This window comes from Candidatus Nitrospira neuquenensis (assembly GCF_979578155.1).
Window position 1 is genome coordinate 78,513 of record NZ_CEFZDU010000008.1, and the last position, 11,382, is coordinate 89,894.

The 11,382-nt window shown below is 71.0% G+C and carries 10 protein-coding genes; 8 read left to right on the forward strand and 2 right to left on the reverse strand.

The window, feature by feature from the left end; genetic code table 11:
• Positions 1-3: 3 nt before the first annotated feature.
• The 4 genes from AC1U7O_RS04270 to AC1U7O_RS04285 all read left to right on the forward strand — a co-directional run bounded on the left by AC1U7O_RS04270 (position 4) and on the right by AC1U7O_RS04285 (position 4,443).
• Entirely contained in the window at positions 4-972 is a 969-nt protein-coding gene (locus AC1U7O_RS04270; RefSeq protein WP_479893336.1) for a polyprenyl synthetase family protein, read from the forward strand.
• A 46-nt stretch (positions 973-1,018) separates the two neighbouring features.
• On the forward strand, positions 1,019-1,540 hold the full coding sequence (gene amrA / locus AC1U7O_RS04275; RefSeq protein ID WP_479893337.1) for an AmmeMemoRadiSam system protein A: 522 nt from the start codon (positions 1,019-1,021) through the stop codon (positions 1,538-1,540).
• 27 nt (positions 1,541-1,567) lie between these two features.
• A complete protein-coding gene (locus AC1U7O_RS04280; RefSeq protein ID WP_479893338.1) occupies positions 1,568-2,887 on the forward strand; it encodes a DUF1015 domain-containing protein in 1,320 nt (439 codons plus the stop codon).
• Positions 2,888-3,042: 155 nt separating this feature from the next.
• On the forward strand, positions 3,043-4,443 hold the full coding sequence (locus tag AC1U7O_RS04285) for a sigma-54-dependent transcriptional regulator (RefSeq protein WP_479893339.1): 1,401 nt from the start codon (positions 3,043-3,045) through the stop codon (positions 4,441-4,443).
• Between the two features lie 11 nt (positions 4,444-4,454).
• Here the strand turns inward: AC1U7O_RS04285 and AC1U7O_RS04290 are convergent, their stop codons facing one another.
• Both AC1U7O_RS04290 and AC1U7O_RS04295 read right to left on the reverse strand, forming a co-directional pair.
• Positions 4,455-4,805: a metal-sensitive transcriptional regulator gene (locus tag AC1U7O_RS04290; protein WP_479893340.1), complete on the reverse strand. Its 351-nt coding sequence runs from the start codon at positions 4,803-4,805 to the stop codon at positions 4,455-4,457.
• 45 nt (positions 4,806-4,850) lie between these two features.
• Positions 4,851-7,322 carry a heavy metal translocating P-type ATPase gene (locus AC1U7O_RS04295; RefSeq protein ID WP_479893341.1) on the reverse strand — a complete coding sequence of 824 codons (2,472 nt, stop codon included), beginning with the start codon at positions 7,320-7,322 and terminating at the stop codon, positions 4,851-4,853.
• 347 nt (positions 7,323-7,669) lie between these two features.
• Between AC1U7O_RS04295 and AC1U7O_RS04300 the strand changes: the two genes are divergently transcribed.
• The 4 genes from AC1U7O_RS04300 to AC1U7O_RS04315 all read left to right on the forward strand — a co-directional run bounded on the left by AC1U7O_RS04300 (position 7,670) and on the right by AC1U7O_RS04315 (position 11,336).
• The gene (locus tag AC1U7O_RS04300; RefSeq protein WP_479893342.1) at positions 7,670-9,397 is read left to right on the forward strand and encodes a hypothetical protein; all 1,728 of its coding nucleotides are present in this window, start codon (positions 7,670-7,672) and stop codon (positions 9,395-9,397) included.
• A gap of 210 nt (positions 9,398-9,607) precedes the next feature.
• Positions 9,608-10,219, forward strand: a complete 612-nt coding sequence (locus tag AC1U7O_RS04305) for a phospholipase D family nuclease (protein WP_479893343.1) — start codon at positions 9,608-9,610, stop codon at positions 10,217-10,219.
• Positions 10,216-10,806 carry an excalibur calcium-binding domain-containing protein gene (locus AC1U7O_RS04310; protein WP_479893344.1) on the forward strand — a complete coding sequence of 197 codons (591 nt, stop codon included), beginning with the start codon at positions 10,216-10,218 and terminating at the stop codon, positions 10,804-10,806. The genes AC1U7O_RS04305 and AC1U7O_RS04310 overlap by 4 nt, the downstream gene beginning before the upstream one ends.
• Before the next feature lie 62 nt (positions 10,807-10,868).
• Positions 10,869-11,336 (forward strand): hypothetical protein, encoded by a 468-nt coding sequence (locus tag AC1U7O_RS04315; protein ID WP_479893345.1) that lies wholly within the window; start codon positions 10,869-10,871, stop codon positions 11,334-11,336.
• The last annotated feature ends 46 nt before the right edge of the window (positions 11,337-11,382 follow it).

Here is an 11,382-nt window from a genome sequence, read left to right on the forward strand (position 1 = left end):
ACCATGGCCGACATTTGGGAGGCCTATCGGGAGGAACTGGACGGGGTCGAGGACCAGGTCCGAAGAAACCTCGACTCGTCGGTCGCCCTGGTCAACACGGTCGCCGCGCACATCCTCTCTAGCGGCGGCAAGCGCATCCGGCCGCTGCTCCTGCTCCTGTCCGCCCGCCTCTGCGGCTACACGGCCAAGGACGACCTGCTCCTCGGGAGCCTGGTCGAGTACATCCACACCGCCACGCTCCTGCACGACGACGTCGTGGACGACGCCGACGTCCGCCGGGGCCGCCGGGCCGCCCGGAAGGTCTGGGGCAACCAGGTCAGCATCCTCGTCGGCGACTACCTCTATTCCAAGGCCATCTGCCACATCGTCGGGTTCCGGAACCAGTCGATCAACGAAGTCCTGTCGGAGGCCTGCCGCAAGATGGCGGAGGGCGAGGTCCTGCAGCTCTACTACAACGGCAACCCGGCGATCACCGAGGCCGAATACCTCCGCATCGTCGAGTACAAGACCGCCAGCCTGATCGCCGCCTCCTGCCGCATGGGCGCGATCGTGGGGGGCGCGTCCCCGGAGCAGGAGGCCATGCTCTTCCGCTTCGGCCGGCACCTGGGCATCGCCTTCCAAATCTCCGACGACACGCTGGACTATGCCGCGGACGGCGAGCGGCTCGGGAAGACCCTCGGCCAGGACTTGCGCCAGGGCAAGGCCACGCTCCCGCTCCTGCACCTCCTCCAGCAGTGCCGGGAGGACGACCGGCAGATGATCAAGGACCGCATGGAGACGAGGACCCTCACGGACGACGACCTCGTCCGGATCATCTCGCTCATGCGGGAGTACGGCTCCATCCGCTACGCCGTGGACCGGGCACGGACCTTCGTGGCCGCCGCCGTCGAGGACCTGTCCGCCTTCGAGGACTCTCCGGCCAAGCGCGCGCTCGCCGTCGTGTCCGACTATATGGTCAACCGCGATCGTTGAGTCACACTCCCCGGTCCGGCTCCCGGCCCGCGGACCGAGTCACCCCGTGTCGCCCCATCCCTTGATCCGGCTCGCGGCCGAGGCCATCGCGGCGCACCTGTCGGGACGGGGGCCGATCGAGCGGCCGGAGGCGCCGGGGGACGACAGTCCGTGGTCCCTGAAGCCGGCGGGCCTGTTCGTCTGTTTGAAGCGGCGGGGGGATCTGCGCGGCTGCATCGGCACGATCGAGCCGTCGCGGGACAGCCTGGCCGCGGAGGTGATCGAGAACGCGGTCGGCGCGGCCACCCGTGACCCGCGCTTTCCGCCGGTGCGGCCGGAGGAGCTGCCCGAGCTGGTCATCTCGATCCACGTGCTCGGGCCGCATGAGCGCGTGAGCGGTCCCGAGGAGCTGGACCCGTCGCGCTACGGCCTGATCGTCCGCGCCGGAGCGCGACGGGGCGTGCTGCTGCCGGACGTCGAGGGGATCACCACGGCGGCGCAACAGATCGAGACGGCCAGGGCGAAGGCGGGCATCGGCCCCCGGGAGCCGGTCGAGCTGTTCCGATTCGACGCGACGAAGTACGAGTGACGGGGCGAAGAACCCGGCGGGAGAACCATGGCGACGATCCTTCCCTTTCGAGGCGTGCTCTACAACCCGGCGGTCGTCGGCGACGTGGCCCAGGTCGTCGCGCCGCCCTACGACGTGATCGATGCACGGGCCCAGCGGGCGCTGTACGCGCGGCATCCCAACAACGTCGTCCGGCTGGAGCTGGGCCTGGACGAGCCGGGCGACGACGCGGCGCGGAACAAGTACCAGCGGGCCGCGACCGCGCTCCGCGCGTGGCTGGCCTCCGGGGCGCTCGCGCGCGACCCGGCGCCGGCCGTCTACCCCTACACGATCGAGTACCGCGTGCCCGGCGGCGGGCCGGGCGAGACGCGGCTGCTCAAGGGCTTCCTCGCCACCGTGGCGCTTGAGGAATTCGGCGAGGGCCGGATCTACCCCCACGAGAACACGAGGTCGGCGGCCAAGGCGGACCGGCTCCGGCTGATGGAGGCCTGCCGGGCGAACTTCAGCCCGATCTTCTCCCTGTTCTCCGACCCCGAGGGCGACGTCCTGCGGCTGATCGACAAGTCCGTCGACGCGGACCGGCCGCGCGCGGACTTCCGGGACGACGAGGGCTTCCGGCAGCGGCTCTGGGCCGTCTCCGACCGCACCGTCCTGCGCGAGGTCTCGGCGCTGCTCCAGCCGAAGCCGCTGTTCATCGCGGACGGCCACCATCGCTACGAGACGGCGCTCGCCTACCGCCGGCAGCGGCGGCGGGCGGAGGGGCTGCCGCCGGAGGGGGCCGATCGGCCCTACGACCACGTGCTGATGCTCTGCGCCTGCCTGGAAGACCCGGGGCTCACCGTCCTGCCGACGCACCGCGCGCTCCGGCTCCGCCTTCCCGCGCTCCCGGACTGTCTGGCGCGGCTGGAGCATTCCTTCGCCGTCGAGCTCCTGCCGTTCACGCCGGCCACGGAGGCCGCCGTGCGCGAGCGGTTCCTCGGCGCCCTGCGTCTGGCGGGCGAGACCGGCCGGGCCTTCGGCCTCGCGCTGGAGGGCGCCGGCGCCTACGCGCTGCTGACGCTCAAGCCCGGTGCGCAGCCGGCCGGCGCCTCGGCGAAGGATCGGCTGGACGTCTCCGTCCTCCACGGCCTCGCGTTGCCGGCGCTCGGCGTGAAGGCGATCGAGGAGGCGGACGTCGTCTACACCAAGAGCGAGCAGGAAGCGCTCGACCTCGTGCGGCGCGGGGAGGTCGGGGCCGCCGTCCTCCTCAACCCGACCAAGGTCGCCGAGGTCCGCGAGGTCGCGGCGGCCGGGGACCGGATGCCGCACAAGTCCACCTACTTCTTCCCGAAGCCGCTCACGGGCCTCGTGCTCAATGTAATGGAATAGCCCGCAGGCGGGCTCGCCCCGCTCCCTTCGCCTTTGCCCCCTCCATTTAGGGACTGAGAATCCCGCGGCCGTTGGCCTATCGTACGCCGCACGCGGCCCGGCCCGCGGCGCACGGCCGGCCCGGTCCGATCCCCCCGGCCCGCGGGGCGAGCGTGATGAAGGGCACCATCCTCGTCGCCGACGACGATCCCGACATCGTGACGGTCCTGCGCGACCGCCTCGACGCCCTCGGCTACGCCACCCTCGCGGCGGGCGATGGCGCCCGCGCCCTGGAGCTGATCGAGGAGCACCAGCCGAGCCTGCTCCTGCTCGACCTGGAGATGCCCAAGCTCACCGGCCTGGAGCTGCTCAAGCGGCTCGCAGCGGGCCGCGCGGCGGGCCTCGACGGCCACGACCTGCCCGTCATCGTCATGACCGCCTACGGGACCATCTCGCGGGCCGTCGAGGCGATGAAGGAGGGCGCCTACGACTTCGTCACCAAGCCCTTCGACGTGGACCACCTCGCGATCGTGGTCCGCAAGGCCATGGAGCGCGAGGCGCTCCGGCGCCAGGTGGACTGCCTCCGCTCCGAGGTCGCCGCCCGCTACGCGGACATCGTCGGCGACAGCCCGACCCTGCAGTCGGTCCTCGCCCTGGCCAAGCGGGCCGCCGCTTCCGACGCGAGCGTGCTGCTGCTCGGGGAGAGCGGCACCGGCAAGGAGCTGTTCGCCCGCTCCCTCCACCGGTGGAGCCCGCGCCGCGCCCTGCCCTTCGTCGTCATCAACTGCGTGGCCCTGTCCGACTCGCTGCTGGAGAACGAGCTGTTCGGCCACGAGAAGGGCGCCTTCACGGGCGCCGATCGGCTGCAGAAGGGCAAGATCGAGCTGGCCGACGGGGGCACGGTCTTCCTCGACGAGATCGGCGACATGCCGCCGCCCCTGCAGGCCAAGCTGCTGCGGGTGCTCCAGGACCACGAGTTCCAGCGGGTGGGCGGAAGCCGGCTCATCCGGGTCAACATCCGGGTGATCGCGGCGACGAACAAGGACCTCAAGCAGGCGGTCCGGGCGGGGACGTTCCGCGAGGACCTGTTCTTCCGGCTCCACGTGGTGACGCTGACGCTCCCGCCGCTGCGCGAGCGGATCGAGGACATCATCCCCCTGGCGGAGCACTTCCTGCGCCGCCACGCGCGCGACGCGAAACGCCCCCAGACCCATCTCACGCGGGCGGCGCTGGCCGCGCTCCAGGCCTATCCCTGGCCGGGCAACATCCGGGAGCTGGACAACGCCATCGCCCGCGCCGTGGTGCTGAGCCCGACCGACGCGATCGGGCCGGAGGAACTGGGCCTCACCGGAGACGCCGGCCGGGACCGGGCCGCGAGCGCGGCCGACCCGCTCCTCGCCCTCCCCTACCACGAGTCCCTGGAGCGGCACAGCCGGCGCCTCATCCAGCACGCGCTGGAGCAGAGCCGGGGCAGTCAGACGAAGGCGGCCGCGCTGCTCAAGCTGCAGCGCACCTACCTGGCGCGGCTGATCCGGCAGAAGCAGATCCGCGGAGAGGGGGACCGGCGGGACGGCTGACGCGACACGGCCTACCGCGAATGCCGGTAGATCAGCTCCAGCAGCTCGTCGTACATCGCCTCCGCCTCTTCCGGCGACCCCTTGCCGATGGCCTCCGCGGCGCAATGCCGCAGATGGTTGCGCAACAACGCGCGGCCGACCGCCCGCAGCGCCTCCTGCACCGACGCGATCTGGACCATGATGTCCGCGCAGTAGCGGTCCTCCTCCACCATCTTCTGCAGCCCGCGGACCTGTCCCTCGATCCGCCGCAGCCGCCTGAGGTTGGACGCCTTGATCTCGGGGTCCACCGCCGCGGCCCGGCGGCCGTTACCCTGGGCGTCGCAGCCGCAGGCGCCGAGCCGGGTCTCCATCCGTTTCGCCATGGTTCGTCCCTCCACGTCTCGATGACTGCAGTGCGCCCGCCGTCGCTACAGCGGCAGCTTGCGGAGGCGCAGCGCGTTGACGATGACGGACACCGAGCTGAAGGTCATGGCGGCGCTCGCGATCATCGGGCTCAGCAGCACGCCGAAGACGGGGTAGAGCACGCCGGCCGCGATCGGCACCCCGAGCAGGTTGTAGACGAAGGCGAAGAAGAGGTTCTGCCGGATGTTTCGCATCGTGCCCCGGCTCAGCCGTCGCGCCCGCACGATCCCGCGCAGGTCGCCCTTGAGCAGCGTCACGCCCGCGCTCTCCATCGCCACGTCGGTCCCGCTGCCCATCGCGATCCCCACCTGGGCCTGCGCCAGCGCCGGCGCGTCGTTGATGCCGTCGCCGGCCATCGCGACCACGCGGCCCTGGGCCTGCAACTCCGCGACGATCGCCGCCTTCCGGTCCGGCAGCACCTCCGCCCGGACCTCCTCGATGCCGACGCGGCGCGCCACCTGCTCCGCCGTGGTCCGGTTGTCGCCGGTGACCATCACGACGCGGACTCCCTCCCGGCGCAGCGCCTCGATCGCCTCCATCGCCGAGGGCTTGATCGGGTCGGCCACGCCCAGCAGCCCCGCGGCCTTCCCGTCGATCGCGACGAAGAGGGCGGTCTGCCCGTCCCGCCGCAGCCGCTCGGCTTCCTCCGCGAGCGGCGACGGGTCCGCGCCCTGCTCTTTAAGAAAACGAGCCGTCCCGATCGCCACCGTGCGGCCGTCGACCCGCCCCGCCACGCCCTGGCCGGTCGCGGACCGGAACTCCTGCGCCTCGACCGGCGCGATCCCCCGCTCCCGCGCCCCGGCCACGATGGAGGCCGCCAGGGGATGCTCGCTCCCCCGCTCGAGGCTCGCCGCCAGCCTGAGCAGGTCGGCCTCGCCCTGCCCCGCAACCGGCAGGATCGTCACGAGCCGGGGCTTGCCCTCCGTCAGCGTGCCGGTCTTGTCCACGACCAGCGTGTCCACCTTGCCCAGCACCTCCAGCGCCTCGGCGTCCCGCACGAGGACGCCGGCCGTCGCGCCCCGTCCCGTGCCCACCATGATGGACATGGGCGTCGCCAATCCCAGCGCGCAGGGGCAGGCGATGATCAGGACCGCCACCGCGTTGAGCAGCGCGTAGGCCATGCGCGGCTCCGGCCCGACCAGGGCCCAGACCGCGAAGGTGACGCCGGCCACCAGGATGACGAGCGGCACGAACCAGGCGGCGGCCGCGTCCGCGACGCGCTGGATCGGCGCCCGCGTCCGCTGGGCCTCGCCGACCATGCGGACGATGTGGGCCAGCAGGGTGTCGCGCCCCACCCGCTCGGCCCGGATCACCAGGCTCCCCGTGCCGTTGATCGTCGCCCCCACGACCCGGTCGCCGGCCCGCTTCTCCACCGGGGTCGCCTCGCCCGTGATCATGGACTCGTCCACCGCACTGGCGCCCTCCAGCACGACGCCGTCCACGGGCACCTTTTCGCCCGGCCGCACGCGCAGGCGGTCCCCCACCTGCACCCGTTCCAGCGGCACGTCCTCCTCGCGGCCGTCGTCCCGGACCAGCCGCGCCGTCGGCGGCGCGAGCCCCAGCAGCGCCTTGATCGCGCCGCTCGTCTTGCTCCTGGCCCGCAGCTCCAGCACCTGCCCGAGCAGCACCAGGGTGACGATGACGGCCGCCGGCTCGAAGTAGACCGCGATCTCGCCGCCGCGGCCGCGGAACGACTCGGGGAACAGGCCGGGGAACAGGGTCGCGGCCACGCTATAGAGGTAGGCCGCCCCCGTGCCGAGCCCGATCAAGGTGAACATGTTGAGGTGGCGGTTCACCACCGAGGCCCAGGCCCGCTCGAACAGCGGCCGGCCCGCCCACAGGACCACCGGCGTCGCCAGCAGGAACTGCAGCCGGGCGAGCGCGCCGCCGGAGAGGAGTTGCTGCAGCGGGCGGCCAGGCAGCATCTCCGACACCATGAACGCGACGATCGGCGCGCTGAGCGCGAGGCCGACCCGGAAGCGGCGGTTCATGTCCGCCAGCTCCGGGTTCGTCTCCTCGACCGTCACGGTGCGCGGTTCGAGCGCCATCCCGCAGATCGGGCAGACGCTGGGCTCGGACCGGACGACCTCCGGGTGCATCGGGCAGACGTAGTCGGTGCGGGTGGCCGGCGCTGTCACCTCGGCCGGCTCCAATGCCATCCCGCACTTGGGGCAGGCGCCGGGGCCCTTCTGCCGCACCTCGGGGTCCATCGGACAGGTGTAGTCCCGCTCCTTGTCGGCGGGAGCGGCCGCCGCCATGGGCTGGCGGGCGGGCCTTGGGCCGAGGAACCGGGCCGGGTCGGCCTTGAACGCGTGGACGCAGTGCTCGCTGCAGAAGTAGTAGGTCGTCCCCGCGTGCACGTGGGAGCCCGCGGCCCGCCGCGGGTCCACGGTCATCCCGCAGACCGGATCCAACGCCGCCCCGGCGGGCGGCGGAGGGGGGCTCACCTGAAGCATGGGAATCGCCCTCTTGCTCATGACCACACCTCCGTTTGCGCCAAGCTCCGGGGAAAATGCCTGATACCCATCCCCGGTATTCATGCGAACCCTATAATACCCCCTCCCCCTATGTCAAGCCTGTCCGCGAACGTCGGCCCGTCGGCCGAGCGCGCCCCCGCGAGCCGGTCGCCCCCATCACACCAACGCCACGCGACCAGGGCCCACTATTGAACCGGGACAAAAAACCGAGCCGGTTCGGGACAAATGACACTACCCGCCCTTCGTACGTAGGAGTAGGAGTACGCCGCCGCCCTTGACCTTGCGGGATTCTCCGCATCGCTGACGGGCCGGCGACGGATCCGCCCTCACCACGGAAGGAGGCCACCATGCGCAGCACGGCAGTGCAAGGCTTAGCCGGGATGGTCCGCGGAGCGGCTGTCCTGACCCTCCTGTTGACGGGATCGGCCTGGGAGCCGGCCTACGGTTTCGACGGAGGACCACACTCCGGCACGTTCAAGACCTGGGCCGTCGGCGTTCCCCCGCTGAACGGCTTCGACCCCCATGAAACCACGGATGATGTGACCGGCCTGACCGCGCACGTGGGCGCCCCGGCGATGGTCACGTCCATGGAGAACACCTGCGGGGGCTTCTGCGGCCTGATGTTCTGGAACCCGGTGACGAACGCGTTCAAGACCTACTGCGTGACCGGCGGCTTTCAGTTCTCGCTCGATATCGACCGCCGGGCCGCCTCCGGGGCTCCCCTGACCTTCGGCGGGGGCGACGCCTGGGCCACGGTCCAGGGCAACCCGGCCTTCAGCCCCTACATGAACTTCGCCGGGAGCGGGAGTTTCCGCCGGTGGGACGTCGGGGCCTTCCAGGCGACCGGCATCCGGGTGGATCAATCCAGCGGCAAGGTGTACTTCGGGAACACCTTCCCCGGCCAGATCATCGAGCTCGACCCGGTGAGCGGGACGGTGAGGAAATGGGATGTCATGAACAACCCCTATTTCCTCGTCGTGGAGGGGGGCGTGGTGTTCGCCACCGCGTTCACCGGGGGCGGCAAGCCGGACCAGATTCTCCGCCTCAACACCGCGACGGGCGAGCTGAAGCGCTGGACGCTCCCGACGCCCGGCTTCGCGACGGGCGGCTTCGGCATGCCCAACAGCATCGCCAAGGACGCGGCGGGCAGCATCTGGTTCACCGTGACCATGGCGAACCTCGTCGGCCGCCTGCGGGCCGGCGCGGACGGGACGCTGGGGACGGCCGACGATGTGATCGACGAGTTCTCGAAGGCGGGGATCGACAAACCCCACGCCATCGCGACCTCGGGCTCCGGCCCGACCCTGCAGAGCTACTTCACGGAGGCCATGGCGGACAAGGTGAGCGTGCTGACGGTCAGCGCGGCGAGCCCGATCAGCGCCACCGTGCCTCCGACCACGGAGACGGTGACGCCTACCACGACGACCGCGTCGCCCGTGGACTTCACGCCGACGGTCATCGAGGCCACGGTGACGCCGGTCGTCACGCCGGTCAGCAGCACCGACCCGAGCGGCATCGACCGCTTCCCCATCCCACCGGGCACCGTGGACCCGACCGGCATGACACGGGTCGCCTTCCCGAACACCGTGTACGGCTCGATGCACGGCAGCCACACCCTCTTCGAGTTCAAGAGCGAGGTGATCGTGGCGCCGCCGCCCGGCGAGGCGAAGGGCCGCATGACCGGTGGCGGGAACCTCATGGACGCCGCCGCCGGCCGGGTCACCCACGGGTTCGAGCTGCACTGCGACGCGACCAAGGGCCCCAACAACCTGCAAATTAACTGGGGGAAGGGCAACAAGTTCCACCTGGAGAGCCTGACCACGGCCTCCTGCAGCGACGATCCGGCCATCACGCCCACCCCGCCGGCCGCGCCGCTGGACACCCACAAGGGCGAGGGCACGGGCCGGTACAACGGCATCTCGGGCGCGACGGCCAAGTGGACCTTCACCGACGCCGGCGAGCCGGGCAAGAACGACACGGCGACGATCGAGGTGAAGGACGCGAGCAACACCGTCGTCCTCTCCGTGTCAGGCAGCCTCAAGGGCGGCAACCACCAGGCCCACAGCGACGACTAAGTTTTCCCGCGCCGACCGATCCGGGGGGAGCGGGCCGTCCCGCTCCCCCGCCCCCTGCCGCTTCATCGTCCTCCCCGCCCACGCTCGGCGTCGCCGGCCCCCGGCGCAGCTTACGCGTCGCCCCCCTTGTGTCACCCCCACTTTTATATTAGAGTCATTTGCTAGGTTTGCCGGCGCCTTGAGGAGTGCGCTCCCCGACCGGGAGGCGGCATGCGACGCCCGTCCACTGCGACGCGACGACCCATCCCGACCCTGGTCCGCCGCGCGGCGGCCGCCCTCAGCCCGCTCCTCGCCGGCCTCTGCCTGGCCGCCGTCCCCGCCCCGCTCTACGCCCAGACGAACGGCATCGAGCCCACCGGCCCGCGCTGGACGGTCTGCTTCACCCCGCCCGAAGACTGCACAAAAGCCATCGTCGCCGCGCTCGACGCGGCGCGGGACAGCGTCCTCGTCCAGGCCTACTCCTTCACCTCGGCCCCCATCGCCAAGGCCCTCGTGGACGCCCACACGCGCGGCGTCGCCGTCGAGGTCCTGCTGGACAAGAGCCAGCGGCGGGACCAGTACACCGTGGCCGACTTCCTCGCCCACGCCGGCGTGCCCACCTACATCGACGCCGCGCACGGCAAGGCCCACAACAAGATCATGGTCGTGGACGGGCTGACCGTCATCACCGGCTCCTTCAATTTCACCAAGGCCGCCGAGGACTCGAACGCGGAGAACCTGCTGGTCATCCGAGACAAAGCGCTGGCGGACCGGTACGTCGAGCACTGGCAGGCCCACGCGGACCATTCCGAGCCTTACGTCGCAAAGGGCGCAATCCCGTGAGCCGCGGGCGCCTCATGCCGGCGCCGGCGCTGCTCGCCTGGGCGCTCGCCGCCTGGGCCTGGGCCGGGCCCGGCCCCGATCGCGTGGAGGTGATCGGCGAGTACGACTACACCTACGGCGACGGCGAGAGCCTCGTCGCCGCCAAGGAGACGGCGAGGAGCCTGGCGGTCCGCCAGGCGCTGGAGTCCTACCAGCTCACGCTGAGCACCGCCTCGACGGTCCGGAATTTTCTGCTCACCGACGACGTCGTGCGGACGGTCGCCGGCGGCCTCCTCCACCAGCCAAAGTTCACGGAGCAGGTGGACGGGCACAGGATCCGAGTCAGGGTGACGGGCTACGTGATCCCGAGGGAGATCCAAGCACTCGCGGAGCAGCGGAGACTGCAGCGGGATTCTTCCGTGAGACGGGACGGCACGCCAGGCGACCTGGACTGCAAGGACTTTCCCAGCCAGGCCGCCGCCCAGGCCGAGCTGCGCAAGGACCCGTCGGACCCGAACCGGCTGGACCGGGACCGCAACGGGATCGCCTGCGAGAGCCTGCCGGGCCCCTACGACCGGGCGCCGGCCCCCAGAAGAAGCGGACGGTAGGACCACGCAGGGTGGAGCGGGGCGAGGCTGTGGCGGTTCATCCTGAACGAGGGGGTGCTCCCATGATGGTGTGGATCCAGTCCCTGACGCTCATTGCGGTCCTGCTCGGGGCGGCCCCCGTGGCGGAAGCTCAACTGGTCTCCATCTACAACCAGGGCAATGACAACACCTCCCTGCTGGTGGAAGCCGCCCTCAAGCGGCACCTGCGCGCGGAGGGCTACCAGGTCAAGAGCGGGACCAGGGACGGCTTCTTCGTGGTCCTGAGCTCCATGGAAGCCCGGACGGTCAAGGGCGAGCGCTTCGGCGTGTTCGGCAGCGTCCTCGTCGGCTCGCTGGACTGGAGCGACTGGGCCGACTCGCTGGTCCCGGAGGGCTGCAACAAGGAGCTCGCCACGGAGGTCAAAAACTTTCTCGGCGTGGAATTCGTCTACATCGACAATACGATCGCCACGGCCGCGAACGAAGAAGCCCTGGCGGAAATGCTCAGCACCTTCGTCAACAACTCGGTGCGCGCTGGCGCGTGTCAGTAATCATGCCAAATTGACCCCTGTCATCATGTGAAATTGACCCCTCTCC